Here is a 25,649-nt window from a genome sequence, read left to right as displayed (position 1 = left end):
AAAACTCCTGTTCTCGGCCGCGATTCAGGTGAACTGAACTGTGCGACGAAAACGAGATTCGACGCGTTAGAAGGGCGCTTGCGGTCCCTGGTCGTCTTCGCGGTCCTCGGTGGTGTCACCGGGGAACGAGGGGCTGCCGCCGCGGCTCTCGCCACCCATGCCGTCGTCGCCCATGCCGGTGTCGGCGTGGACTTCGTTGATTTCGGGGATTTCCTTGACCATTCGCGTCTTGATGGCCTGGATGGTCATCGGGGAGATGCCACACCCGGAGCAAGCGCCGCCGAGGAGGACCGTGACTTCGCCCGTCTCGCGGTCGAGGTCACGAATGGCCGCGCTGCCGCCGTGCATCTGGATCTGCGGGAAGTTGCGGCGGAGGAAATTCACGACACGCTCTTTGAGGTCGTCCTCGCCGTCCTGCGTCTCCGTACTCATGAGCGCGGCTTCGGGATGGACGGGCTTAGACCTTTGGTTCGGGTTAGGCTTCGACGCCGAAGACGCGGTGGAGTTCGGCCTCGATTTCGTCGATGTACCGTTCGAGGACGGCGTCGAGTTTGTCGTCGTCGACGACGACAGCAGTGAGTCGTTCGGCGGGGTTCTCGGGAAGTTCGACGGAGAAGGTGCCGTCCTCGTAGAAGGGTTCAGACTCGTTGAGAATCTGCTGGTCGATGCCGTGGATGAGCGTCGAGTCGAACTCGTCGTTCATCGTCTCGAAGGCGTTCTTGTAGGCGCGCTGGAGTTCCGGGAAGTAGTGGACGTACTTGTCTTCGAATTTTTCGGGGTCGAAGTCGCTCATACTCGGTGATTTCCCGTTGCCAGCAAAAAATCGGACGATTGGCCGGTGCGCGCTTCGCTCCGAAGTTCGACCAGTCCACCCGAACACCGTGGTTGGTCACTATAATGTTACCAATGTTATATTACCCTGTTAACTGAATATGGGGGTGGGATGGAATTAATCCCTAACCGAGAATACAGTTCGCAGAATCGCTCGATAAGTGAGGTGGGGTGACGCGCCGTGTCTCGACAATCACCAACTGAGGCGGCCGCACAGTGGAGTCCAGTGCTCGTCCGGCTCGCGTTGGCCGTTCCCATGATTATCTCCGGCACTGGCAAAATCTTTGCAGTCGGCCCGAAATCGATGGGGGTTTCGGGCTTTGCAGGATTCCTTGCGAACCTCGGGGTTCCACTGCCCACCGTCGTTGCGTGGTTCGTCGGCCTCGTCGAACTCGTCGGTGGACTCCTGTTGTTGGTTGGGTTGTTCGTTCGCGTCGCGGGTGGATTGGTTGCCGTCATCATGTTCGTTGCGACGGTGCTCGTCCACCTCTCGAACGGGTACCCCGCTTCAGATGGCGGCGTCGAACTGACGCTCATGCTGTGTCTGGTCGCCCTCGCAGTCGTGTTGAGCGGACCGGGTGCACTCTCGCTCGAGCGCACCCTCTTCGATGGTGAGTTGCTTACGTCCAGTACCCAACACCCGATGAAGGCGGACTGACCCCCTCGGGGTCCCCGTTTCGATATTTTTGGCACCGCAGAAACTCCAGAGAACGACTGCTGTCGTCGAAATACCCGTGAGAACCTGGTTTCGTATCGCGCCTACTGATTTATCGGCGGCTGGTAAGTAAACGAGTGATTCCTCTCAGAGAACGTCTCAGGTGTGGGAAATCGAGCGACGCAGTGCGTCACTCGACAAGTGGGCTGTCCACGCGCGCCGCGAATAGTTCGCTCGCCACGTGAATGGACACTAACTCGTTGATTAGCTCGTCTAACGACTCGTCCTCCTCGCGCAGTTCGTCGAGTCGTTCGACGGTTCGACGGTTTAGCTCGACCGTCTCTGTTTCTACCTCCGGTTCGTAACCGACCGGGTACTCGTATTCGAATCTGTTCGATTTTGCTGTCGCCATTTTCTCCCCCCGACCGACCAGCACGGCCGGTAGCATGTCATACACAAGCATGGGATATGAGGATTTCGCGGATTTGGTGGGAAATTCCCTTCTTTTTGGCGACGGCAACTGTCTCCAAAACACTGGTGATAAACTCTATGACGCGATATCGAATGGGGCTGATGAGGGATAGCGGGGTGTGAATCGCTTTCGAGTCCGCTGCGCAAACCGTCGTCACTGGTGTCTAGATTCAGTAAAACGCCCGAAACCGACACTCACCCCCGCCTGAACCGTCCGTTACCAGTGACTCGCCCCGCTCTCGCGGAGTCGCGACGCCCGCCAGCAGGTCACTTCGAGTTCGTTCCCATCGGGGTCTGCGAAATAGAGGCTCGTCTCGGCGTCGCGGAAGTCGATTCCTTCCTCGTCGAGTCGTTCGCGGAGCGAGTCGAGAAACGACTCCGGTGCGGCGAATGCGATGTGGCCCGGCCGCACATTGTCGCTGTCTGCTGTTTCGGCGAGGTTGAGTGACTGCCCCTGTCCGACGCGCACCCAGTGGTACGTCCCGTCGTCGGGGTTCCGCTCGTCGACCGACTGGAGTCCGAGGGTGTCTGTGTAGAACGAAACGGCACGGGCGAGGTCAGAGACTGGGAGCGCGACGTGGTCGAATCCGTAGATACCGTGTGTCATTCCCAACACTCTCGCGGCTGAGGAGTAGTCGTTTGCGACTCCTCCACTGTCCGTCGACGATGCGGCCTATCCTAACTACTCGCCAACGACGCAGCTTACCCTAACTGCTCGCCGACGATACGGTCCGCTTCGGCGATAAACGCCTCCACTTCGCCTTTCGGAATCGTTGCGCCCGCGGCAACGTCGTGGCCGCCGCCGTCGCCACCAACCGCCCGGGACGCTTCGCGCATGACCGCCGAGAGGTCGAGGCCCTTCCTGACCATCACGTACGACCCGCGCGAGGAGACTTTGACCTCGCCGTCTTCCTTGTCGGCGAACGCGAGGACAGGGATTCCCGAGCGTGTCGCGTCGGTGCCGACAGACATCCCGGCGACGATACCGACGATGGTCTCGCGAATCTCGTCGCCCGCGTCGAACCACTGGAGGTTTTCCTCGACCGCCACGCCGTGTTCTTTCACCCACTGGAGGCCGTTCGAGAGGTTCTTGCGGTGGTTCCGGAGGAGTCGGCGCGCTCTGTCGAGAGCACGGTCCCGGTCGCCGAGACAGACCGCGAGTCCCACGTCCGCGCGGTCGTAGCGGGCCGTCGCGTTCAACAGCGTCGAGAACTCGCTCACGTCGCGGAGTTCGGTCCCCTCTGTTTCCTGCGTCAGGACGTAGGTCGTCCCCACGAGGTCGTCGATTCGTCTGGCGGGGACGCCGCTGGCGATGGCCCGGCGCATCAGCGCGCTGGCGAGGGCCTGTCGCTCGTCGCCCGTGAGGTCGACCCACCGCTTCCACTCGCCGTCGTCGTCGCGGCAGGGCACGTCGAGTTCGGTCAGGAACTCGATAGCCCCTGCTTGGTCGTTCGAGATACCGGGAATGCGAACGTCCGTTGCGTATTCGAGGAGTTTGGGCAACGGGCGCGTCTGGCGGCCGTAGATGAGGAGGTCGGTTCCCTCTTCGACGACGCCTGCCTCGATACCCTCTTCGACGATGCCTTCGTTCGCGCCGTGGAGGCCGCCGTCGGAGTCCTGCATGTCGCCGACTGCACCGACGACGGCCAGAGACGCGAGGTCGCGGTTGTCGCCACCGTCGGATTCCAGCGCCCGCGCGAGGACGTAACTCGCGCCCGCACCGGAAAGTTCGGTCGCACCGTCGATGCCGAACCGGAGGGGGTTGAGGTGGTATTCCGTCTCGACGCCCTCGGCCGGTTGGTGGTGGTCGGCGATGACTGGGCAGAAGTCACCCGCGGCCTCGTGGTTGGCGATGATGTCGAGTTGGCCGCTCCCGAAGTCGGTAAAGAGAACGGTGTCGTAGTCGGTCGCAGCGATGTCGGCGACCGACGCCTCGTCGAGTTGGCGACAGAACACCGTCTCGAACGGGATACCGGCGCGTTCGAGCGCAGTCGAGGCGATGCCGGCGCTCGTCAACCCGTCGGCGTCGATGTGCGAAGCGAGGAGCACGCGGTCGGCGTCGCGGAGGCGGTCTGCACACGCCGTGGCGTGGGCCGTGAGGTCGGGGACGGGTCCGTCCATCAGTTCGGTACTCTCGTCGTCACCGGCATAAACGCTGGCTGTTCGTGGTTGGTGCGGTGGTTCGGGTTGGTGTGATGGTTCGGGTTGGTGCGGTGGTTCGGGCTGGTGCGATGGTTCGGGTTGGTGCGATGGTTCGGGTTGGTGCGATGGTTCGGGTTGGTGCGATGGTTCGGGCTGGTACGGCGGTTCGGGTGGGTAACACGTTGAGACGAGGTGGCGTCGTCTCGGTATAAAAACGTACGCGCTGCTGGCTTCGCCTCGGTCACCGCTCGAAGAACGCGCGGGTCGCGGCCCGGCACTCGTCGTCGCTCCGAATCTGCTGGAAGGCACCGCGGATTCGCTCGCGCGCCCCCGAGTCCGACGCACTAATCTCGGCATACTGCTTTGCGAGGCGAGTCGAGCGGGCCGGTTTTGTCACGATGGCGTCCGTGTACTCCTCGACCGCCGCAGTCAACTCGCCAGCGGGAACGACGCGGTTGACGAGTCCCCAGTCGGCCGCCCGGGTCGCGCCGATTGGCGCTCCGGTCAGCGCCAGTTCCATGAGTCGCTTCTTGCCGACGGTCTCAGCCACACGTTCGACTGCGTAGGGCGGGTATGCGCCGATGCTCGTCTCGGGAAGCGCGAAGGTAGCGTCTTCGACGGCGACAGCGAGGTCGCATGCCGCGACGAGTTCGCACCCGCCGCCGTAGGCAAGTCCGTTTACGGCGGCCACGACTGGGATTTCCAGCGACTCGATGCCGAACAGCACGTCACAGAGGCTGTCGACGAGTTCGTCCACGTCGGCGGCCGTCTCGGCCTCGTCGATGAGCGAGATGTCGTCGCCAGCGCAGAACACGTCTTCGACACCAGTGAGAACGGCCACGCGCGATTCGTCGGCCGCCCGGTCGAGACCCGACCGCAGGTCGCGCCACCCGTCGAGGTGGAGCGCGTTCTTCTTGTCGGGACGGTCTAGCGTGAGCCAACTCGCGTCACCCTGCACGTCGTAGTGTAACATGTGACACGATACACGAACGAGGGGCAATAGTCCAGTGGGTTACACGCTGATGGTGCGAGTGACCGCGGCTCAGAGTCGCCGCGTCACGACGAAGAGCAACACGGCCGCGGCGACAGTCAACACCGTGACCATCGCCCATCCGGCCCCGTAGCCGGCGTACTCGACGAGCACGCCGAACAGCGGTGGTGCGACGAGGCCGCCAGCGTTGATGGCGGTCTGGCCGCCAGCGGTCGCCGCACCGATATCGTCGTCGTCGACGACGCCGCTCAGACAGGAGTAAAAGACGCCCGTCGAGCCGTGGATGGTGAGACCGAGCGCGACGAAGACGCCGAGCGTGAGCGCGAGCGAGCCACCGGACCCGGCGAGCAGGGCAAAGAGTGCGGTCGCACCCGTGAGTTGAACGAGTGCGACGGTTGCCGCCCCGCTCGCCCCGCCGAGTCGGTCGGCGAGACTTCCCGCGCTGATGCGGCCGACGCTGCCAGTTACTTGCGTCGCCGCGAGGACGATACCGGCCACTGAGGCGCTCGCGCCGACCACGTCCTCCACGTAGAGGATGGTGTACCCGAGCATCGAGTAGATAGACGCACCGACGAAGAGCCCCGCCGCGACGAGCGCGACGTAGGTTCGGTTGCCCCCGAGACCGGCGAGTTCCGGGCGTTTGAGGCGACCCGTTCCACCCGTCCCGCGATAGCGGGCGGCGAACACGAGTGCGTAGCCAACTGCGACGACAGCGATGAACCAGAAGCCGACCTGCCACGCCGCGAACGCAGCGATACCAGTGACGAGGAGCGACGACGCGCCGCTTCCGGCGGTGACGCCGACCTGCTTGAGTCCCATCGCGAGGTTCTGGCTCCCGGGCGGTGCCGCGGCGACGATGCCCCGATTCGACGCGGGCATCGCTGTGGAGTAGGCTGCTCCGAGGAGTGCGACCGCTCCCAACAGAAAGGCGTACGAGCCGGATGCGGGGGTGAGTGAGACGCCAACGAGCGCAACAGCGAGCGCGAGCAGTCCTGCAACCATCATCGGCTTCTCGCCGAACCCATCCACCGCGGCACCGCTCGGGAACAGGGCGACGGTGTAGCCAAGGAGTCCGCGGTCAGGAAGAACCCCACTAGCGACTCCGAGATGGAAAACGCCTCGCGGACGAACCCGGTCGCGGCGAAGATGGTGTAATAACAGAGACTGGCGGCGGTCTGCCACCCGGCAACTGCGCCGACGGCCCGCCACGACCCGCTCTGGGGGGCGCGTGTCTCTGCACCCCCGGTGTCGCCGCTCACCCGTGGTACGTCGGCGCGGCCGTCTCGACCACGTCGCAGGCGAGGGCGTCGAAGGTCGCCTCGTCGGGGACGATATCGACCTCGATACCGTGTGATTCAGCCGTCTCGCGTGTCGGCGGGCCGATAGCACCGACGATGGCGTCGTTCAGTCCCGCGATAGTCTCGTCTCGGATGCCGTGTTCTTCGGCGGCGTCGAGGAAGTGCTCGACCGTGAGCGACGAGGTAAACAGCGCGGCTTCGAGGTCGCCGTCGGCCGCCATGACCGCCGACTTGCCCGATTCTTCGGGGCGAACGAGGCGGTAGAGGACCGTCTCGTGTACGTCGGCACCGGCCTCTCGAAGGCCGTCGAGGAGGACCTGACTCCCGTGGTCGCTCCGGGCGACTTCGACCGTCGCGCCCGCAACGTCGTCTGCGAGGCACTCGACGACCCCGGCGGAGGTGTACTCCTCGGGAATGCGTTCGACTTCCCACCCGGCATCTCGCGCGGCACCGGCGGTCGTCGGGCCGATACAGCACAGCGTCGCCTCACCCGGATTCCACCCGTCGGCCGCGAGGAGTTCGACGCCGGTCTTGCTCGTGAGGACGACGAACGCGGCGTCTTCGGGCGTCGCGCCGGTCGGCTCGACGGCCAGCATCGGGTCGGCGACCGGCGTCGAGCCGAGCGATTCGAGAAGCTCGACGGCGTCCGCGAGTCGGTCGTCGTCGGGACGGAAGACGGCGGCGCGAACCTGTTGGGTCATTCGCTCGACTCCTCACCCGCGTTCGCCTTCGGTGTATCGTTCGCCGCAGCAGTCTCCGCCAGCGCGTCGATGCCGCCGTCGCGGAGGAACGCCTTCACACGGTCACGAACCGCCGCAACCTCGCCGATGATGGTGATTGCCGGGGGTTCGATATCGGCCTCGTCGCGCACGTCCACGATGGTGTCGAGGGTGCCGGTGGCGACGCGCATGTCCGGCCACGTCGCGCGCTCGATGAGTGCGACGGGCGTCTCGGGGTCCATCCCCGCGTCTCGGAGTTCGTCCGTGTACAGCGGGAGTTTGCCGACGCCCATGAGGACGACGAGCGTGCCGCCGGTCGCCGCCAGCGCCTCCCAGTCGACCGCCGACTCGTCTTTCGTCGGGTCTTCGTGACCGGTGACGAAGGAGACAGACGAGACGTACTCGCGGTGCGTGACTGGGATGCCCGCGGAACCGGGACCGCCGACTGCCGAGGTGATGCCGGGAACGATATCGAACGGAATTCCGTTCTCTGCGAGGTGTTCCATCTCCTCGCCGCCGCGGCCGAAGACGAACGGGTCGCCGCCTTTCAGGCGAACGACGTCCTTTCCGTCGCGGGCGAGTTCGACCATCCGGGCGTTAGTGTACTCCTGCGGCGTCCACTCGCCGTCGGCGCGCTTGCCAACGTCTTCGCGCTTGTCGGCCGGAATCATCCCGAGAATCTCCGGGCCGGGAAGCTTGTCGTGGAGCACCACGTCAGCCTCGTCGATGAGGCGCGCAGCCTTCATCGTCAGCAGTTCCGGGTCGCCGGGGCCACTGCCGACGAGATGGACCGTGCCAACCGATTCGGCGTCCGGGTCGTCAGTTCCGCTGTCTGCGCCCGTCATCTCACTCGTCCTCGGCGTTCACTTCCGCTTCCTCGATGAGTTGGCCTGCACCGCGCTCTCGGAGGTCGGCGGCGAAGTCTCGGGCGGCGTCCGCGTGGGTTCCGACTGGCAGGTCGCGCGACGTTTTGATGGCCTCCGAGCCGTCGGTAGCGAGGACGTGCACGTCCACGTGGACGTGCTTGCCCTGCAGGAGGGCGTGGATGCCGACCGGTGCGATGCACCCGCCGCCGAGTTCTGCGAGAATCGTCCGCTCGACAGTCGTCTCGACGCGCGTCCGAGCGTGGTCGAGTTTGTCGTGAATGAGGTCGATAGCGTCGTCGTCGGACGCCGTCACCGCGATAGCGCCCTGTCCGGGTGCGGGCACGAAGTGACTTCGGGGGAGTCGCGCGTAGGAGATTTTGTCCAGCAGACCACTTCGCTTGAGGCCAGCCTCGGCGAGGACGATTGCGTCGTACTCGGTGTCGACCTTGCGGCTCATCGCCTGTCGTTCGAGTTCCGAGAGGCTGTCGAACCACTCCTCGGCGGTCTGGTCGAACTCGTCTTCGTGGTCGACCTTGCCGCGTTTGCCCTGCCGCTCCTTGTCGTTCTCGATGCGCTTTTCGTGTTCGCGCTGGAGGTGCGTCGCCAGCAATTTCTCCACGCGCGTATCCACGTTCCCCCGGAGTGGCTCGACTTCGAGGTCGTCGCGGTAGTTGAGCAGTTGCGCCTGCCGCCGGAGCGACGAGGTGCCGACGACCGCACCCTCTGGCAGTTCGTCGATGTCGTGGCCCTCGCGCGTCACGAGCACGTCACCGGCGGGCGCGCGTTCGGGGACGCCCGCGACGACGAGTCCGTTCGGCTTCTCGGTCGGCATGTCCTTCATCGAGTGGACCGCGGCGTCGACCTCGCCGTCGAGGACGCGTTCGTCCAGTGCGCGGACGAACGCCCCCGTCTTGCCCAGTCGGTGGATGAGTCTGTCCTGAATCTTGTCCCCCTCGGTTTCGACTTCGACGAGTTCCACGTCGAGTCGGCGGCTTGCGAGCGCGTCCTGTACGCTCGCGGCCTGTGTGCGCGCGAGCGCCGACCCTCGCGTCGCAAGGCGAAGCGTCCGATTAGTCATACGCTGTTGTCTGCGTTCCGCGTTGAAAAGCCCACCAGTTCGCGCTCGACACGCCGGGGTGTGACGTGTCGAAGGAGGGGAACGGCGAGTCGTGTGATGGACAGGACGAGTCGAACGAAGGGAAAAACGAATGGCCGCCGCCCGCGACGACTTCGGCATGTCCTCCCGCGACGACTCCGGACTGTCCCCCCGCGACGACTCCCGTTCGTCTCTCTTCGAGTCACTTCTCCAGCAGGTCGGCGATATCGTCGTCGTGGCGCTCTTCTTCTTCGGATTGACTGCGGTGGTTGCACCGCTGGACCTTCTGCTCTCGTCGCTCGGCGTCACCCGAACGAACTTCTCTGGGCTCATCGCTGCGGGTATCGTCGGGTTCGGTATCGTCCTCTTTCGTCCGCTTCGCCTCCGTCTCGTCGTTCGCGTCTGGGTCGTCGGACTCGTTACGACGGTCGTCTCGACGACGCTTCTCGTCTTCTTCCAACTGGAAGGCGACACCGCCGGAATCGTCCTCGCGTGGGCCGTCGGTGTCGCACTCGGATTCGTGGTGGCCTACCCGCCGTTCTGGAACCGGGCGGAATCGCGGTTGCGAGTCGATTGAAAAACAGCGCGCGAGGTCGGCTTACAGTGTTTCCTTGTACGCTTCCAGCGTTTCCTCGATATCTTCGTCTGTGTGCGCGTAGGAGACGAACTGGGATTCGAACTGGTTCGCGGTGAGGAACACGCCCTGGTCTTTCATTTCCTGCCAGAAGATGCGCTCCCAGCGGTCGGTTTCGGCGTTCGCCACGTCCGCGCCGGTCTTCGGGCAGTAGTCGTAGTTCGGACACGCCTCGTGTTGCGTACAGCCGTCTTGGCACGTGTCAGCCCGGTCCGGTGCCCCGTGGCGCGTGAAGACCGTCTTGAACATCGAGTCCGTGCCGACGACGGTGTACTCGGGCGCTTGGTCTTGGAGGATGTCGGTGATGCCGCGGCGGAGCTTCTCGCCGAGGCGGTTGACGTGGTCGTACACGTCGTTTTCGGCGGCGTACTTCAGGTACTCGTGGCCCGCGGCCATCGTGACCGGGTGGCCCGAGAAGGTGCCGGACTGGAACACGTCGCCGCCGGGGGTGAACTGCTCGATGAGTTCGGCCCTGCCGCCGATTGCGCCGACGGGGAACCCGCCGCCGATAATCTTCCCGAACGTCGTGATGTCGGGGGTGATTCCGAACTTCCCCTGTGCGCACTGGAGGCCGCCGACGCGGAAGCCCGTGATGACCTCGTCGAAGATGAGGAGTGCGCCGTGTTCTTCGGTCAGGTCGCGGAGCGTCTGGAGGTAGCCGTCTACGGGGTGGATAATGGCCGTGTTGCCGAGGATGGGTTCGGTCAGGACCGCCGCGATGTCCTCGCCGTGTTCCTCGAACACTTCGTGGGCCGTCTCCGGGTCGTTGAACGGGACGGGGATGGTGTGCTCGGCGAATGACGAGGGGATGCCGGGCGAACTCGGTGTCGCACTGCCGGGACCGCCTTCGACGAGCGTGGTTTCCTGCGCGCCGTGGTAGCCGCCCTGCATGACGACGATTTTGTCGCGGCCGGTGGTCGCGCGGGCGAGGCGAACTGCGGAGACAGTCGCTTCGGTGCCGGAGTTGACGAAGCGAATCATCTCGACGGAGGGGACGTGTCGCGCGACGAACTCGGCGTGTTCGACCTCGATTTCGGTCGGCGCGCCGTACATCGGTCCGGCGGCGGCGTGTTTCTGGACCGCGGCCTGTATCGGTTCCGGAGCGCTGTGGCCGTAGAGCAGCGGTCCGTAGCCCAACACGTAGTCGATGTAGCGGTTTCCGTCGGCGTCGATGACGTGCGCGCCGTCACCGCGCTCGACGAAGAACGGATACGGCTTGGTAGCCCGAACCGAGGAGTTCACACCGCCAGCGAGGACTGACAGCGCACGGTCGTACAGCCCGCGTGACTCGTCGTGGTTCATACGCGGCGGTTCGAAGGCACGGGGGAAAGAGCTTACTGGGTCGTTTCGTCTCGACCAGCAGCGGAGTCGGCCGGTTCGCCGCTCCGAATCGCGTCGATGAGCAGCAGTCCGACTGCATCGTTCAGCGCGTGGATGGCCATCAACGCAACCACGTCGCGGACGAGAAGGTACAGGACCGTCGTCAGGAGCGCCGGAACCGCGATGCGGGCGACTGCGCCGCGGTCCCACCCGAGGACGTGGCCGAGCGTGAACGCCACGAAGGAGACGCTCCCTGCGAGGAGCGGACTCCCGGTGAGTTCGAGCAGGCGCTCGATGGCGTAGCCGTGAAAGAGCGCTTCTTCGGTGACGCCGGCCGTCACGGCAATTGCGATGCGGTGGCGGCGAGACAGCGACGCCAACTCTGACATGCCCTCGCCGAGGCCGCCGACGCCCAGTCGGTCGAAGAATGGTGTCGTCAGCGCGCTCGTCACGAACAGCAAGAGGACGCCACCGCCGACCGTAACGCCGAACGCGAGCGGGTCAAGCGACTGTCCCGTCATCGACGACAGCGGGCGCTCTTCGACGAAGAGGACGTAGCCACAGAGGAGCGCAAAGACCGCCCACTTGTTCACGTCGCTTGCGATGAGGTCCGTGCGCGCGCCCCCTGACGAGTTACGATACCGCCGAGTGGCGAGGCCCAGAAGTGGCATCCCAGCGAGCGCGATAGCGAGGCCACCGAGAACGTCGAGGCTTACCACGACGGGACACCGTTCATCGTCACGTCGCTTGGGGCCGAGTCAAAAAACGGTTTCGCGTGGGACTGCGCCCATCAAGACGTGCCCATCGTCCCGTCGGCGAATCGAAGGTGTCCAGCCCAGTTCGTCGCCTCGCGTCGTTCTTCTCTCTGTGGTTCAGACCGCGTCGCGGCCGGTCTTTCCCGTCCGGACTTGCAGCGCGTTCTCGACGGGGAGGACGAATATCTTCCCGTCACCCTTTTCGCCGGTGTGGGCCGCGTCGGCGATGGCGTTTGCGACATCTTCGGCGGGCGTGTCGGCGACGACGCACTCGATTTTGACCTTCTGGTGGAGGTCGACCGTGTACTCTTCGCCGCGCCACTGGCTCTTCTTCGCGGGTTGCGACCCGCGGCCGGAGACGTTCGTGACGGTGAGCGACGGTGCGCCCACCTCGGCCAGTGCAGTCTTCACGTCGGCGAGTTTGTCCGGCCGGATGATGGCCATGACCAGTTTAATCTCGCCGTCGTTTGGCAGTGAGTCACTCATGGTTTAGTCCTCCTTCCGCGTCGTCATGAATCCATCTGCGGGCGTGAAGCCGGAGCCGTCCGCACGGATGCCGGTGTCGGCGTCGGGCGACCCGAACTCGGGGTAGGTATCGACGCCGTGTTCGGCCGTGTCGAGACCCTCACGCTCGTGGTCCGCGGAGACGCGGGCCTGTCCGAGGGCGCGGAAGGCACCGAAGACGCCTGCGGTCACGGTGAAGGTCCAGATAGCGATGACGACGACACCGATGACCTGCGGGACGGCGAGCGAGATGACCGAGACGCCCTCGTGCCAGACGGGGACGGCGAACACCGGGTACAGGAGCGTCCCGAGAACGCCCGCAGAGCCGTGGACGGGGAAGACCGCACACACGTCGTCGATGCGGAGGCGCTTTTCGACGAACTCGAAGACGAGGGGGAGCTGTGCACCCGCGAGGAGACCGACGACGAGCGCGCCCGGCCAGACGATGTCGTCTGCGATGGCGGTGATGCCGACGAGTCCGGCGAGAACGCCGTTTGCGACGTAGAGCGTGTCGACCTTGCCGGTCTTGTAAAACGCGATGCCGCCCGCGCCGAGTGCGCCCGCGGCCATGCCGAGGGTGGTCACGAGTGCGACCCGTCCGACGTAGGCGAACGAGCCGAGGGTCACGCCGCCGTCACTGTACGCGAGTGGTGCGGCGGCGGTACCGACGTTGAAGCCGTACCAGCCGAACGCGAGGATGAGCGTCCCGAGGACGGCGAACGTGATGGAGTGGCCGGGGATGACGTTCGCGCGGCCGTCGGGCGCAAAGCGGTCCATGCGCGGGCCGATAATCCACGCGGCGGTGAGACCAGCGATGCCGCCCATTCCGTGGACAATCATGCCGCCCGCGAAGTCGTGAAAGCCGAGGCTGTCGAGGAAGCCACCTGCCCACGTGAAGCCGACCACGACGGGGTAGATGACGCCCGCGATGAGGACGGTGTAGGTCAGATACGCGCGGAGGCGTGCGCGGCCTGCCACGGCACCGGAGACGATGGTGGCGGCGGTCATGGCGAAGACGGCCCCGAAGAGCCAATCGACCCACGCCGTCGTTGCCGCGGCATCGGGTGCGTACAGGCCCATGAAGGCGTCAGAAACAGTCGTCGCGGGGCCGCCGGTGAGGGCGGCGACGAGTGTCGAGACGGCCGCACCGAGGAGGAAGAACACGATGACGCCGATACTCCACGTAAGCAGGTTCTTCGTCAACTGGTTGGCGACGTTCTTCGCACGCACCTGTCCGGCTTCGAGCATGGCGAATCCGGCGTGCATGAAGAAGATGAGGAACGTGACGGTGAGGACCCACACGAGGTTGACACCCTCGACGACGGTGGCGAGGTCGGCTTGTGCAGAAATCATACGATACCTCCGATGGACGATGCGAACTGAGGTTTGAGTGGACAGTCGTTCATATTGGTGCTCGATTCACGACCGTTTGTCTCGTGAATCACGAAAGAATGTATTCACATATGAGTATATAATGGTTGGCGTTGACATTTGTCTATATTTGGTCGAATTTTCAGACGGTTGGTCGCTTTACAAGTGAATATGGAATATATAAGGTCGTAAATCTGGGCAAGAGTGGACAAATGTTGCCAAGCAATTCGACGCATGTAGTGTCAAAAAATTGATGGAGGGGCGAAGGGGGAGACGACAGACCGGCCGGCGTGTGCGCAGCAGCGCGCCAGCGCAGTCGAGAAGCGAGGATGTCAGAGGCAATTGGATGTGTCTCCTCAGACTGCTGGACCACCTACCTTTCCGGTGCGGACCTGCACCGCGTTCTCGACGGGGAGGACGAATATCTTCCCGTCACCTTTCTCGCCGGTGTGGGCCGCGTCGGCGATGGCGTCAACCACGTCGGCGGCGGGAATGTCGGCGACGACGCACTCGATTTTGACCTTCTGGTGGAGGTCGACCGTGTACTCTTCGCCGCGCCACTGTCCCTTCTTCGCGGGTTGCGACCCGCGGCCGGAGACGTTCGTGACGGTGAGTGAGGGGGCACCGACTTCCGCGAGCGCGGTCTTTACCGCGGCGAGTTTGTCAGGCCGGATGATGGCCATGACGAGTTTGATGTCCGTGCTCTCGTCGCTCATTGCTCTTCACCTCCATCGACTGCGGCGGTATCCTCGGTTTCGACGATACCACCGTTGGACGACACGTCCGACGTGCTCTCATTAACGGTGAAACCCCCGTCAGTCGCCGCGGTTTTCGCGGGCGTGCCCAGTCCACGGTCCGGACCGGAGTCGCCGACGAACTCGGGGTAGACCGAGACGCCGTGTTCGCCGATATCGAGGCCTTCGAGTTCTTCTTCTTCCGAGACACGGAGGCCGAAGACGGCACCAGCGGCCGCGAAGACGACTGTCGAGGCGACGATGGTCCACAGGGCGATGATGCCGACGCCAGCGACCTGCATGACCAGTTGCGTGGCGGAGAAGCCACCAACCGCGAACACCGGGATGAGGGCCGTGCCGACCGCACCGGCGACGCCGTGTACGGCGAAGACGCCACACACGTCGTCGATTTTCAGCGAGTCGACGGTCCAGCGGTAGGCGGGCAGGACGATTGCGCCGCCCAGACCACCGAGGACGAGGCCACCCCACCACGTGACGTGGGGGACAGCGCCCGTGACAGCCACGAGACCGGCGAGCAGGCCGTTCGCCATCCAGAGGGGGTCGGGCTTGCCCTGGTAGGTCGCCGAGACGAGCATGGCGGCGACTGCGCCAGCACCCATGCCGAGGGTCGTGACGAGCGCGACACGGCCGAGTGCCGCACCCATGAACTCCAGGCCGCCGCTTTCGGTGGTCGCAAGGACCGTCGCCTGCGTGCCGACGTTGAAGCCGTACCAGCCGAACGCGAGGATGAGCGTCCCGAGAACGGCCAAGAGCATCGAGTGGCCCGGAATGGGCTGGCTCTCGCCGTTCTCGTCGAAGCGCCCCTTACGCGGGCCGACCATCTTCGCGCCGACGAGGCCAGCGACGCCACCACACATGTGGACGACGGTTGCACCGGCGAAGTCGAGGTAGCCAACGCCGAGGGCGGCACCGAGGAAGCCGCTTCCGGAGAGGAGGCCGCCGGACCACGTCAGGCCCTGTACGACGGGGTAGATGAATCCCGTGATGGTCGCTGCGAAGACGACGTAGGCGCGGAAGTCCATGCGTTCTGCGACCGCACCGGAGACGATGGTGGCGGCGGTCATGGCGAAGACGGCCCCGAAGAGCCAGTCAATCCACGCGCCCGAGTCGCCGATGTAGGAGAACGCGGCGGCGGCGTCGAAACCGCCCGGCGAGGTGAGGCCGCCGACGATAGTCGCCACGCCCGCACCGACGACGAAGTAGACGAGGACGCCCAGCGCCCAGTCGGTCATGTTCTTCATCAGGACGTTCCCCACGTTCTTCGCGCGAACCTGCCCCGCTTCGAGCAGCGCGAAGCCGGGTTGCATGAAGAAGATAAGGAACGAGACTACGAGCACCCAGACGTAGTTGACGCCCTGCGCGACGACCGCCGGGTCGACCTGCAAGGGTATCACGAGTGTCCACCTCCGAACCAGTAGGATGGACAAACAGGTATTTTTTCACTCAATCTGTGTGGATTGTGTTGCTTCATCACGGTTCGGCTTCATGAGAAGGTAGTACATAAAGTGTGGTGTTGAAAATGTCTAATTTGGGATGGCGTAATGAGACATCCGAACAAAATACGGCAGAATATCATGCGTATAAGGTTGTAATTTGTCCACTGTCGAGACGAATGTTCGTCTCTCTGTGGACGAACGTTCAGGAAAATATTGCCTCACAGGGACAATTTGGTCGCGCGCGCCCCGGTTTCATGGGGGGCGAGAGAAGTGCGGGCGGCCCGGTCAGCGACCGGTCGAAAGCTGCTCTGCCACGCTCTCCGCAAAGTACGTGATGATGAGGTCGGCACCGGCGCGCTTCATCGACAACAGCGACTCACGGGCCACTTCGTCGAGGTCGAGCCAGCCCTTTTCGGCGGCGGCGTGGAGCATCGCGTACTCACCGGAGACGTTGTAGGCGGCGACGGGGTGGTCCCACGTCTCGCGGATAGCTCGGACAATGTCGAGATACGGCAGGCCGGGCTTGACCATCAGCACGTCGGCACCCTGCTCCACGTCGAGGGCGACTTCGCGCATCGCCTCGCGGGCGTTGGCGGGGTCCATCTGGTAGTGGCGGCGGTCGCCGAAGGCGGGCGCGCCGTCGGCGGCGTCGCGGAAGGGGCCGTAGAAGGCGCTCTCGTACTTCGCGGCGTAGGACATGATTGGGATGTCGCTGAACCCCGCGTCGTCCAGTCCCTCGCGGATTGCGCCGACCATCCCGTCGGTCATCGACGACGGGGCGACCATGTCGGCACCTGCCTCGGCGTGGGAGACGGCCGTCTTCGAAAGCAGGTCGAGCGTCGGGTCGTTCTCGACGGTGAGGTTCGGGTCGTCTTCCGCGTGGTCTTCGACGACTTCGTCGCGGCGATGCCGCTCCCAGCTCTCACTCGCACCGCTCGTGAGAATCCCGCAGTGTCCGTGGTCAGTGTACTCACAGAGACACACGTCGGTGATGACGTAGGCGTCGGTTTCGGCGGTGATTTGTCGGACTGCTTTTTGTACGACACCGTCCTCCGCGTACGCGCGCGACCCCTCGGCGTCCTTCGACTCGGGGATGCCGAAGACGATGACCGCCTCGACGCCGGTTTCGAGCACTTCCGCCACGCGGGCTGTCGCCTCGGCGACCGGGACGCGCTCGTGGCCCGGCATCGACTCGATAGGAACGCGCTCGTCGGTCGTCGCGTCCACGAACACGGGTGCGACGAGGTCCGTCGCGTCGAGTGTCGTCTCGGAGACGAGCGGTCGAATCCCGTCGGTTCGAAGTCGTCGCGGGCGGTCGGTGAAGTCCATACCTCGGCTTCGGTAGGTGGTGGCAAAACGGCGTCGCTCTTTTGTGTTGTAAACCACCACAATCGACTTGGCGCTGCACTCACAACGCGTGAGCGATGAGTGCGCCAATTGCGGAACTCCCACCGTTCCTCCGCGAACTTCTCGTTTCGGACCTCGCGTTCGTCGTCCTCTTTGCGGTGTTCGTCCTCGAAGGCGCGATGCTCCTCTACGTCGCGCCGAGTGAACTGCTCGTCCCCGGTGCGCTGGTGCTGATTGGCCCAGAGTACCTGCTTCCGATTCTCGGTGTCGCCGTCATCGGTGCGACAATCGGTCAGTTCGCGCTGTTCCTCGTCGCGCAGCGCGGCGGCCGCGAGTACCTCCTCTCGCGGTCGTGGTTCCGCATCGACGAGTCCAAAATCGAACGGTTCGACGGGTGGTTCGAACGATGGGGTCCACTGGTCATCCTGGCGAGTAACGCGATGCTGTTCACTCGGGGGATGTTCACCGTCCCGGCGGGGTTCGCCGAGATGTCTCCCCGGCGCTTTCTCGCCCTGTCCGCGGTCGGGACGCTCATCTTCGAAGGAGCGCTCGCGGCGCTCTACCTGGTCGGCGGTCAGGTCCTCGCGTAGGCTCGCCTGACCGACTGATACAGGAAAACGAACGGCACGAAGGGAGGACAGCGGGGGATGCCCGGTGACCGAACCGTTGCCTTACTTCGTTCGGTTGATGTCGAGTTTCTCTTTCAGGGCGGCGAGTTCCTCGGATTCAGCGAGTTCCTCGACGCGTTTGCGGAAGTGTCGCTCGCAGAGGCCGACTTTGATGAAGTCTTTCTCGGCGGCGTATGCGGCCTCACGGTCGCAGTAGTGACACTGCATACCCCCCTTTCAGACCCCATATGATTTAACTCTACGCCCGCGGCAGACGGTGCACTTGTTGGCGAAAAAACGAATTACAATCCCGGTATCTTTGACGCGAACCGCTCGAACGCCGCCGCAGGAAGTCCGGCCCGTCCCAAGCAGTCGTCGTGCGCGTCGCTTCCGCCGGTCGCAACTAGGTCGTAGGTGTCGATTGCCTCGTCGAGTAGGTCGGTATCGACTTCGTAGCCGTAGGGGTAGTATCGCTCCACTGCGTCGAGGTCGGCACAGAGTTCGAGCGCCGCGGCGGGGTCACGGTAGCGGAACGGGTGGGCAAGGCTGACGACATCGCACGCCTCGCGGAGGACGCTGACTCCGTCGTCGAACGTCGGGAGCGCGCGTGGGACGTAGCACGGCCCGCCAGCCCCGATGAGTTCGTCAAACGCCCCCTGATAGTCGTAGGGGGCGTCGCTGGCGTCGATAGCGTGGGCGATGTGCGGCCGCCCGATACCCGGGTGGATGCTGATGTCGAGGCGGACGCCGGTCGTCTCTTCGACGTGCTCGACAATTTTTCGGGCGCGTTCGACCCGGTCTTCTTGGAGGCGCTCGATTTCGGCGGTGAGGTTGGGCGTCGGGTCGACGCCGTACCCGAGGAGGTCGACGCGGCGGTCCCCGGCGTCGACGCGGAGTTCGATGCCGTGGATGATGGTCACGCCCTCGCGCTCGACGATGGGAGCGTCGAGATTCGGATGATACCGGTCGTGGTCCGTCACGGCCACGACTTCGACGCCACCTGCGCGCGCTGCGGCCGGGAGTTCGTCGATGGTGAGACGACCGTCCGAAGCGGTCGTATGGAGGTGGAGGTCCGCCACCGGGGCGTCGTTCGTCATACCCCGTGGTCCGTGCGACGGGACAAGAAGCCTTGCGCACAATCTTCAATTAAGGATGATTAAGGACTTCAAACACTCTAATGATGCTCATGGAAAATCATTAAGAATGTGGTCTGATTTCATTCGGGTGTAATGCGCCTGAACGGACTCGGCGACGCAATCGAACGCCACGAATACCCGACTAGCTCGACAGACTTCGTCCAACACTACGGCGACGAAGTAATCGAGCTTCAAAACGGTCAGGAGACCGTCGCACAGATTCTGGCACGGCTTGGTGACGAGACGTTCACCTGCCCGCAGGACGTGCGTGACTCCCTCTACACCGCAGTCGGGCACGAGGCAATCGGTCGCCGATACTACAGCGACCGCGACCCGAGCCCGTTCGGTGAAGACGGTCCGGAAATGCTCTCCTTCTAACTACGACAGCCACGGAAGGTCCACCGGGACCGACCCCTTCGCGTACCCTTCGACGTGACCAGACGGCCGGAGTCGAAACACCACCGCGGGCCGATGGCGAACGTCCGGTTTCTCACCCATTATCGCGGCCCAGTCGTCGTCCGGGAACGACGAACAATCGACGAACAGCGTCACGCCGCCACCGTGTTCAGCGAGTTGACCCTGCCCACCGGTCTTGGTCTGTGCCGTATCACGAATCGCTGCGACCGGGTTACTCACTGACCGCCGGTTCGGTGGGAGCGGCCGCGTCACTTCGACGAGCGCCCCGCCCGTGCGGGCGTCGTCGACGCGGAAGTCGATTGAGTGGCCGGTCGTCACTTCGATTTCTGGCGTGATGTCGTAGCCCGCCTCCGTGAGGAGATACGCCACGTCGAACTCGCCCATCGCGGCGGTCATCCGAACCCGGTCGAAGTACTCCGAGGTACCGAGTTTTCCGGCCATGACCTCCCGGTACTCGTCAAGTGCCCCGGTCGAAAAGAGATGCTCGTAGAACGACAGCGCCTCGTCGCGCGTCGTATCGGGGAACCCGGCCGCGTGGTCGTCGAAGAACTCGCGGGTCGTCTTCCGGCCGTCTTTCGAGAGAAACACCGGGAGGAAGAACCACGAGAGGTGCGGATAGGGTTTCAGCCACGGCGACTCCTCGAACAGTTCGTCGATGAACTCGCGTTGTGCCCACCGGGAAATCGAGAAGGGGGCCTCGTCGAAGCCCTCCTTGTCGGTTCGCCACAGCGAACTCGGGGTCTCAGTGTTGCCTAGCCAGTAGGCGTGGTCGTCGGTCCACGCCAGAAGGGCGAGGTCACCGTTTTCCATGTCGAACCGGCGTGCCTCGTACCCATCAGGTGGTTCGTGCTGCGGCGGACGCATCGTCGCACCGAGGTTCGAGTCGAGTGGTTCGAAGACGTCGCGGCGAACTCGTGATTCGTCCCAACGACCGGGAGCAAAGCGAAAGCGGAGGGGGCGTGCCACAGATGGTGTAGTTTACGGGATGGTTTTACCTTTTCCCGACAGCCCCCGCTGAATCTATCATGGTTTTGACTATCATCGTTAATTATATGTGGCAAGGCTTCCCACGGTGTGTTGAACCATGTCAATGGGTGCCTACGACGAAGCTGAGCACGAACGCCGCGAACGGATGACGAGTCAAGTCGAACCCGGCACCGACGACGACCGAAACACCTACCGCGGCACGGTTGAGTACGACTCCGGTGACTCGACCGAGGCCCTGCTCGAGCAGTTCAAGCAGATGAAGTCTGGCGACTGATTCGGTCGATTTTCTCGGATTGTCGCGTCACCGAGACCCGACGAGTGCCGCCGCGGTTCCAGAGACCACGGTCACGGCGACCACGTGCCCTCCAACCGCGATGAGGAGGACCGGTTGGTCTCCGAGAAACGGCACGAGGAGCAACTGCGTCACGCCGAACCCGACGTTGAGGAGATTGACCCGCCTGACGGTCGCCGCGGTCGGGTCGTCGAAGCGGTAGCGGACCACGCCCCAGAGGCCGACGACGGCGGCCCACCACGACGTACCGATGCGGTAACAGAGGTCCCAGAGAACGAGGAGCGTCAGATAGACGACCACGACCGGCGGGTCGGGACCGAACAGCACCGCCACGAGCGGTGACGTCGTTTGCTGGACGTCGAAGACGAACAGGTGCGTCACGAGCGCGACGAACGCAAGGACCGTGAGGACGACTTCGATGCTCGACCCGAACAGGAGACGGCGGTAGGGACCGGGAACAGCGGCGGCGCGGGTCAACTGCCCCATCCGGAGCATGACGACGCTCCCGACGGCGGCAACGACGACGGCCGCGGTCCCGGCCACCGCGGCCGCCCACAGGTCGTACACCCACGCGAGGGAGAGGACGGCGACTTCGAAGATGGCAACTTGGAGTGCGATTGCGCCCGCCTCGCTCATCTCGACTCCCGGAAGCGCGCCAACGATGCTCTCGTAGACCCACGTCTCACCGTACTCCGGGCTGTCGTTCATACGCCCTGCGTTAGGACCCGTGACATATCAATCGTCGCGGTGAATATCCTCTGTCCTGCAACCTAGGCCGCTTTGGTGGTGGACGACGACTCACGCCGCCTCAGTCGGTGACTCGACGGCGACGGTGGTCGTCTCGCCTTCGTCTCGAAGTGCTTTCTCGACCGCCTCGTCGAAGGGCGTCGCATCCACCGAGATAATGTCGCGGATGCGGTTGTCCTGCACCACGACGGGATTTTTTAGCCCCTCGATGAGCGGCCGCGCAACCCCGGCGTCCACGTCGGTCACGAGTCCAATCCAGTACGACGACAGACGGGGCGTCAGCACGGGAACCGAGAGGATTCGCGGGTCTTGCCCGAGGTGCGACCCGACGCGTTGGAGTATCTCGCGGTAGGTGAGCACCTCTGGGCCGCCGATTTCGTACGTCTCGCCCGCCGTCTCGGGATGGTCGAGGACGCCGACGAGGTACGCAACCACGTCGGCGATGGCGATGGGTTGACAGCGGGTTTCGACCCACTGCGGCGTCACCATCAGGGGAAGACGCTTGGCCAGTTGGCGAACAACCTCGAAACCCGCGCTCCCCCTGCCGATGATGATTGCCGCCCGAAGCGTCGTCAACGCGAATTCTCCGGATTCGAGGAGGTGTTCGACCTCCCGACGGGAGCGGAGATGCGGTGAGAGTCGGTCGCGTTCCTCGCCGAGGCCACCGAGGTAGATGACTCGCTCCACGTCCGCCTCCGACGCCGCGTCCACGAAGTTGCGGGCCGCGAGGCGGTCGCGCTCTTCGAAGTCGCCGCCGGACCGCATCGAATGGACGAGATAGTACGCGGCATCGACACCTTCGACGGCGGGACCGAGCGACGCCGGTTCGAGCAGGTCACCTTCGACGACCTCGACCTCCTGCGGTCCCGTGTACCGACTCGCGTCGCGGACTAGCGCGACCACGTCGTGGCCGGCGTCGAGGAGGGCGGGGACGAGGCGGCGGCCGACGAATCCGGTCGCACCAGTAACGAGCACTTTCATGCTATATGCTAACGACACGATGCGTGTTAAAGACTCGTCGCGGGGGACGGTCGTGCTGTCGGCGAATCAGCTATCCTTCCGAATGGCGTCCCATCCCGGCGTCTCAGGCGCACCGCGCGCGACTTCGACATCCGCTGGGTTGGGTGCGTCGGCGGCGACGTTCCCGAGCGCAGTCACCGCCTCGGTCCACGTGTCGAACGCACGTCCCGCCCACGAATCGGCTTCGAGGGTTCGTTCGCGGGCCTCGCGGGCGCGTTCGTCGTCGACTTCGGTCGAACCCGGATGCGACCCGACGGCGACGCCGACGAACTCGGCTCTGTCGGCCGCGGTCAATTCGCGCGTGCGGATTCGTTTGACCACGCCGTCCAGTCGCTCGGGGTCGGGATGGACGAACAACTTCGCCCCGAGCGCGTGCGGACCGAGAAGCAGGCCCTGTTGGTCCGCTGGCGGCGTATCGTCGAGCAGGCGCTCGCCGCCGTAGGCCCGCTCGACGCGCTCACATTCCGCCTCTTGGTCCAGTACGAGGTTGTGTCCGGGGTATTCTGCACACTCGTCGGGGTACAGGTCGGTCTCGTGGATGCGACACTGCAGGGTCTCGGGGTCGAGAAAGACACAGGCGTGGAGCCACGTCCGCTCGATGCCAAACGGGGCAACCGGTTTCGGCGGCTTTCGGAGGCCCACGAAGAACGCCGGTTTGCCGCTAATCGAGGCAACTTCGATGCCGTCGATTTCGATGCCCTCACCCGGTTCGGCTTCCCACAGTCTCGGCGTCAACACGTCTCCGAGACCGGCATCGACGAACTCGCGCACCTCGTCACGGGTCAGCGGGACGAGGTTGTAGGTGTCGTCGAGCGGCGCTCGCGGCCCGCGACGCTCGTGGTCGAGGGTGACGGGCGAGACCGGTCGCCAGTCGATACAGCACCCAGCACACCCTTCACAGTCGACACGCATGCCCTAGAAATTCTACGCCGACAGACATGAACCCCTCGGCGGGGTGTTTTTCCCGCCGCGTCTCCTCTCCCGTCGTATGGCCTCAGAACCGTGCGACGCCTGCGGGAAGGATGTCCGCATCGCTGGCGGCATTGGCGACCTGTGGAACTTTCCGACCTCCTCGTCAGGCGGGATGACCCTCGAACTGGTCGACGGGTCCGAACACTTCCTCTGTTTCGAGTGTATGGAGCGCCTTCCGGGCGACCGCGAACCGACGGCCGAAGACGTGGCGGCGCTGTAGGGTGGACCGTCGGGGAGCGGTGGATTTAGGCCCGCCCACCGACAGGAACCATCGTGGACCCGTCGCGTATCATCGACTCGTTTCCGGCCCCGGATTATCGTGGTAATCAGGAGCGTGCACTGCGCGACATTCGAGACGCCTTCGCCGACGGCAACGACGTGGTGTTGGTTCGCGCGCCGACCGGGAGCGGCAAGTCGCTCCTCGCGCGCTCTATCGCGGGTTCGGCCCGGACCGTCGAGGAGGCGACACCCGCACAGGCGACCGACGCCTACTACACGACCCCGCAGGTGTCGCAACTCGACGACGTTGCCGAAGACGACCTGCTTTCGGACCTCAAGATAATCCGCGGGAAGTCGAACTACAACTGCATCATCCGCGGCGAGGAAGACACCCCAGTCGACCGCGCCCCCTGCACCCGCGAGCGCGGATTCGACTGCTCTATCCGGCACCGCTGCCCCTACTTTTCGGACCGCGCTATCGCCTCGAATCGCCAGATTGCGGCGATGACGCTCGCGTACTTCATGCAGACCGCCGGGTCGGACGTGTTCCGAAAGCGCGACGTGGTCGTCATCGACGAGGCCCACGGGTTGGCCGAGTGGGCCGAGATGTACGCGACCATCGACCTGAAACCCCGGACGGTCCCCATCTGGGACGACATCGGCGTCCCAGACCTCTCTGAAGCGGGCGACCCTGTCGAGCGGGCCGCGCGATTCGCCGAGACCCTTGCAGGCGTCTGCGAGCGGGAAAAAGACGAGTTGCTGACGAAACCCGAACTGACGCCCGAGGAGGCGGCCCGCCGTGACCGCTTGCAGGAACTCCGCGGCGAACTCAACTGGTTCGTCGAGGACTACCGCGACCCGCAGAGTCCGACGACGTGGGTCGTCGACCAGCACGACGGCGAGGGGTCACCTATCGCCATCAAGCCGCTCGACCCAGCGAAATACCTCAAACACACCGTCTGGGACCGCGGAAACAAGTTCGCGCTCCTGTCGGCGACCATCCTGAACAAGGCCGCGTTCTGTCGGTCTGTCGGTCTCGACCCCTCGAACGTCGCGCTCGTCGACGTGGGGCACACCTTCCCGGTCGAGAACCGCCCGCTGTACAACGTCGCACAAGGGAAGATGACGTACGAACACCGCGACGAGACGCTCCCCAAAATCGCCCGACTCATCGTCCGTCTGATGGCGAAACACCCCGACGAGAAGGGCCTGATTCACTGCCATTCCTATGCGATTCAGGCGGAACTCCGCCGCCGACTCGCCGAGATGGGACTCGGCAACCGAATCCACGGCCACGACCGGGAGAACCGCAACGCGGAGTTGGAGACGTGGAAGGCGACCGACCGCCCCGAGGTGTTCCTCTCGGTCAAGATGGAAGAGGCACTGGACCTGAAAGGCGACCTCTGTCGCTGGCAGGTGCTGTGTAAAGCGCCGTACCTCAATACGAACGACTCGCGCGTCGCCCAGCGTCTGGAAGACGGACAGTGGTCGTGGTACCGTCGGGCCGCCCTACGCACCGTGATTCAGGCGTGCGGCCGCGTCGTTCGCGCCCCTGACGACTACGGCGACACCTACGTCGCCGACAGCAGTCTCTTGCAGTTGTTCGAGAAGACGCGCCACGACATGCCCGACTGGTTCGCCGAACAAGTCGACCGGATGTCGAAACCGGACCTCCCCGAGTTCGACCCCGTCGCCGCCGGTGGGCGGGGAAGCAATGCGGCGAAGGGTCAGTCCGGATTCGGCGGGCAATCGAGGAGTCGGTCGGGGGTGGGTTCCCAACCGAATTCGTCCGCTACGTCCGGAACCTCGTCGTCCGGGAGCAACACTGCCAGTGGCCACTCCAGCGGCGGGCGCAGTCGCTCACGGTCGGATTCGAGTGACGATGGTCGTGGCGACCATCCGCTCTCTGATGTCTGGGGCGAGTGACTACAGCGCGAAGCTAACCGCGTAGAACAGCGACGACCCCAGCATCAGCGCAACGAGTGTCAGTGCGAGCACTTGCTGTCTATCCATACAGGCACGACTCGACTGGGTGGAAATGAACGCTTCGGCACGATTCG

Annotated in this window: 29 protein-coding genes and 1 pseudogene; 7 read left to right on the top strand and 23 right to left on the bottom strand. The window is 64.4% G+C overall.

Annotated features, from left to right (window positions below; genetic code table 11):
- Positions 1–66: 66 nt before the first annotated feature.
- Both ACH9L7_RS12820 and ACH9L7_RS12815 read right to left on the bottom strand, forming a co-directional pair.
- Positions 67–432 carry a NifU family protein gene (locus ACH9L7_RS12820; RefSeq protein WP_396611085.1) on the bottom strand — a complete coding sequence of 122 codons (366 nt, stop codon included), beginning with the start codon at positions 430–432 and terminating at the stop codon, positions 67–69.
- 43 nt (positions 433–475) lie between these two features.
- A complete protein-coding gene (locus ACH9L7_RS12815; protein ID WP_396611084.1) occupies positions 476–793 on the bottom strand; it encodes a DUF5783 family protein in 318 nt (105 codons plus the stop codon).
- A gap of 219 nt (positions 794–1,012) precedes the next feature.
- Here ACH9L7_RS12815 and ACH9L7_RS12810 point away from each other — a divergent pair, with 219 nt between their 5' ends.
- Positions 1,013–1,489: a DoxX family protein gene (locus ACH9L7_RS12810; RefSeq protein ID WP_396611083.1), complete on the top strand. Its 477-nt coding sequence runs from the start codon at positions 1,013–1,015 to the stop codon at positions 1,487–1,489.
- A 187-nt stretch (positions 1,490–1,676) separates the two neighbouring features.
- On the opposite strand, the gene ACH9L7_RS12805 is transcribed toward ACH9L7_RS12810, so the two are convergent.
- The 8 genes and pseudogenes from ACH9L7_RS12805 to hemC all read right to left on the bottom strand — a co-directional run bounded on the left by ACH9L7_RS12805 (position 1,677) and on the right by hemC (position 9,051).
- A complete protein-coding gene (locus tag ACH9L7_RS12805; RefSeq protein WP_396611082.1) occupies positions 1,677–1,898 on the bottom strand; it encodes a hypothetical protein in 222 nt (73 codons plus the stop codon).
- Between the two features lie 276 nt (positions 1,899–2,174).
- Positions 2,175–2,564 (bottom strand): VOC family protein, encoded by a 390-nt coding sequence (locus tag ACH9L7_RS12800; protein ID WP_396611081.1) that lies wholly within the window; start codon positions 2,562–2,564, stop codon positions 2,175–2,177.
- Positions 2,565–2,659: 95 nt separating this feature from the next.
- Positions 2,660–4,078, bottom strand: coding sequence for a DHHA1 domain-containing protein (locus tag ACH9L7_RS12795; RefSeq protein ID WP_396611080.1), 1,419 nt, complete (start codon positions 4,076–4,078; stop codon positions 2,660–2,662).
- A 262-nt stretch (positions 4,079–4,340) separates the two neighbouring features.
- Complete coding sequence (locus tag ACH9L7_RS12790) at positions 4,341–5,072, bottom strand: enoyl-CoA hydratase/isomerase family protein (protein ID WP_396611079.1); 732 nt, start codon at positions 5,070–5,072, stop codon at positions 4,341–4,343.
- Positions 5,073–5,141: 69 nt separating this feature from the next.
- Positions 5,142–6,349, bottom strand: a pseudogene (locus ACH9L7_RS12785) (MFS transporter).
- A complete protein-coding gene (locus ACH9L7_RS12780; RefSeq protein WP_396611078.1) occupies positions 6,346–7,089 on the bottom strand; it encodes a uroporphyrinogen-III synthase in 744 nt (247 codons plus the stop codon). The pseudogene ACH9L7_RS12785 and the gene ACH9L7_RS12780 overlap by 4 nt, the downstream one beginning before the upstream one ends.
- Positions 7,086–7,952: a uroporphyrinogen-III C-methyltransferase gene (gene cobA, locus ACH9L7_RS12775; RefSeq protein WP_396611077.1), complete on the bottom strand. Its 867-nt coding sequence runs from the start codon at positions 7,950–7,952 to the stop codon at positions 7,086–7,088. The genes ACH9L7_RS12780 and cobA overlap by 4 nt, the downstream gene beginning before the upstream one ends.
- 1 nt (position 7,953) lies before the next feature.
- Positions 7,954–9,051 carry a hydroxymethylbilane synthase gene (hemC, locus tag ACH9L7_RS12770; RefSeq protein WP_396611076.1) on the bottom strand — a complete coding sequence of 366 codons (1,098 nt, stop codon included), beginning with the start codon at positions 9,049–9,051 and terminating at the stop codon, positions 7,954–7,956.
- A gap of 130 nt (positions 9,052–9,181) precedes the next feature.
- On the opposite strand from hemC, the gene ACH9L7_RS12765 reads away from it, so the two are divergent.
- On the top strand, positions 9,182–9,646 hold the full coding sequence (locus tag ACH9L7_RS12765; protein ID WP_396611075.1) for a hypothetical protein: 465 nt from the start codon (positions 9,182–9,184) through the stop codon (positions 9,644–9,646).
- A 21-nt stretch (positions 9,647–9,667) separates the two neighbouring features.
- Here the strand turns inward: ACH9L7_RS12765 and ACH9L7_RS12760 are convergent, their stop codons facing one another.
- The 7 genes from ACH9L7_RS12760 to hemB form a co-directional block, all read right to left on the bottom strand.
- On the bottom strand, positions 9,668–11,005 hold the full coding sequence (locus ACH9L7_RS12760; protein ID WP_396611074.1) for a glutamate-1-semialdehyde 2,1-aminomutase: 1,338 nt from the start codon (positions 11,003–11,005) through the stop codon (positions 9,668–9,670).
- Positions 11,006–11,037: 32 nt separating this feature from the next.
- On the bottom strand, positions 11,038–11,742 hold the full coding sequence (locus ACH9L7_RS12755; RefSeq protein ID WP_396611073.1) for a type II CAAX prenyl endopeptidase Rce1 family protein: 705 nt from the start codon (positions 11,740–11,742) through the stop codon (positions 11,038–11,040).
- Positions 11,743–11,895: 153 nt separating this feature from the next.
- Positions 11,896–12,264 carry a P-II family nitrogen regulator gene (locus ACH9L7_RS12750; protein ID WP_396611072.1) on the bottom strand — a complete coding sequence of 123 codons (369 nt, stop codon included), beginning with the start codon at positions 12,262–12,264 and terminating at the stop codon, positions 11,896–11,898.
- Between the two features lie 3 nt (positions 12,265–12,267).
- Positions 12,268–13,635: an ammonium transporter gene (locus ACH9L7_RS12745; protein ID WP_396611071.1), complete on the bottom strand. Its 1,368-nt coding sequence runs from the start codon at positions 13,633–13,635 to the stop codon at positions 12,268–12,270.
- Between the two features lie 374 nt (positions 13,636–14,009).
- On the bottom strand, positions 14,010–14,369 hold the full coding sequence (locus ACH9L7_RS12740; protein ID WP_396611070.1) for a P-II family nitrogen regulator: 360 nt from the start codon (positions 14,367–14,369) through the stop codon (positions 14,010–14,012).
- A complete protein-coding gene (locus ACH9L7_RS12735) occupies positions 14,366–15,802 on the bottom strand; it encodes an ammonium transporter (protein WP_396611069.1) in 1,437 nt (478 codons plus the stop codon). Before ACH9L7_RS12735 ends, ACH9L7_RS12740 begins: the two co-directional genes overlap by 4 nt.
- 327 nt (positions 15,803–16,129) lie before the next feature.
- Complete coding sequence (gene hemB / locus ACH9L7_RS12730) at positions 16,130–17,173, bottom strand: porphobilinogen synthase (protein ID WP_396611068.1); 1,044 nt, start codon at positions 17,171–17,173, stop codon at positions 16,130–16,132.
- 95 nt (positions 17,174–17,268) lie between these two features.
- Here hemB and ACH9L7_RS12725 point away from each other — a divergent pair, with 95 nt between their 5' ends.
- A complete protein-coding gene (locus ACH9L7_RS12725; RefSeq protein WP_396611067.1) occupies positions 17,269–17,781 on the top strand; it encodes a DedA family protein in 513 nt (170 codons plus the stop codon).
- Positions 17,782–17,862: 81 nt separating this feature from the next.
- On the opposite strand, the gene ACH9L7_RS12720 is transcribed toward ACH9L7_RS12725, so the two are convergent.
- Together ACH9L7_RS12720 and ACH9L7_RS12715 are read right to left on the bottom strand one after the other, a co-directional pair.
- Positions 17,863–18,027 (bottom strand): DUF6757 family protein, encoded by a 165-nt coding sequence (locus ACH9L7_RS12720; protein WP_396611066.1) that lies wholly within the window; start codon positions 18,025–18,027, stop codon positions 17,863–17,865.
- Between the two features lie 74 nt (positions 18,028–18,101).
- On the bottom strand, positions 18,102–18,896 hold the full coding sequence (locus ACH9L7_RS12715) for a PHP domain-containing protein (RefSeq protein WP_396611065.1): 795 nt from the start codon (positions 18,894–18,896) through the stop codon (positions 18,102–18,104).
- Positions 18,897–19,028: 132 nt separating this feature from the next.
- On the opposite strand from ACH9L7_RS12715, the gene ACH9L7_RS12710 reads away from it, so the two are divergent.
- The gene (locus ACH9L7_RS12710) at positions 19,029–19,313 is read left to right on the top strand and encodes a DUF2795 domain-containing protein (protein ID WP_396611064.1); all 285 of its coding nucleotides are present in this window, start codon (positions 19,029–19,031) and stop codon (positions 19,311–19,313) included.
- On the opposite strand, the gene ACH9L7_RS12705 is transcribed toward ACH9L7_RS12710, so the two are convergent.
- Positions 19,314–20,318, bottom strand: coding sequence for a DUF5784 family protein (locus ACH9L7_RS12705; RefSeq protein ID WP_396611063.1), 1,005 nt, complete (start codon positions 20,316–20,318; stop codon positions 19,314–19,316). It lies immediately after the preceding gene.
- Positions 20,319–20,436: 118 nt separating this feature from the next.
- On the opposite strand from ACH9L7_RS12705, the gene ACH9L7_RS12700 reads away from it, so the two are divergent.
- Entirely contained in the window at positions 20,437–20,613 is a 177-nt protein-coding gene (locus tag ACH9L7_RS12700) for a DUF5786 family protein (RefSeq protein WP_396611062.1), read from the top strand.
- 27 nt (positions 20,614–20,640) lie between these two features.
- Here the strand turns inward: ACH9L7_RS12700 and ACH9L7_RS12695 are convergent, their stop codons facing one another.
- The 3 genes from ACH9L7_RS12695 to ACH9L7_RS12685 form a co-directional block, all read right to left on the bottom strand.
- Entirely contained in the window at positions 20,641–21,339 is a 699-nt protein-coding gene (locus ACH9L7_RS12695; protein WP_396611061.1) for a hypothetical protein, read from the bottom strand.
- A gap of 90 nt (positions 21,340–21,429) precedes the next feature.
- On the bottom strand, positions 21,430–22,359 hold the full coding sequence (locus tag ACH9L7_RS12690) for an NAD(P)H-binding protein (RefSeq protein WP_396611060.1): 930 nt from the start codon (positions 22,357–22,359) through the stop codon (positions 21,430–21,432).
- 66 nt (positions 22,360–22,425) lie between these two features.
- Positions 22,426–23,310, bottom strand: coding sequence for a YkgJ family cysteine cluster protein (locus tag ACH9L7_RS12685; RefSeq protein WP_396611059.1), 885 nt, complete (start codon positions 23,308–23,310; stop codon positions 22,426–22,428).
- Between the two features lie 76 nt (positions 23,311–23,386).
- On the opposite strand from ACH9L7_RS12685, the gene ACH9L7_RS12680 reads away from it, so the two are divergent.
- Together ACH9L7_RS12680 and ACH9L7_RS12675 are read left to right on the top strand one after the other, a co-directional pair.
- Positions 23,387–23,590, top strand: coding sequence for a hypothetical protein (locus ACH9L7_RS12680; protein WP_396611058.1), 204 nt, complete (start codon positions 23,387–23,389; stop codon positions 23,588–23,590).
- A 53-nt stretch (positions 23,591–23,643) separates the two neighbouring features.
- Entirely contained in the window at positions 23,644–25,515 is a 1,872-nt protein-coding gene (locus ACH9L7_RS12675; protein WP_396611057.1) for a helicase C-terminal domain-containing protein, read from the top strand.
- Positions 25,516–25,649: the final 134 nt, after the last annotated feature.

Origin of the sequence: Haloferax sp. S1W (genome assembly GCF_044593955.1) — an archaeon.
Classification (GTDB): Archaea; Halobacteriota; Halobacteria; order Halobacteriales; family Haloferacaceae; genus Haloferax.
This window is presented reverse-complemented; position numbering and strand designations above follow the sequence as displayed.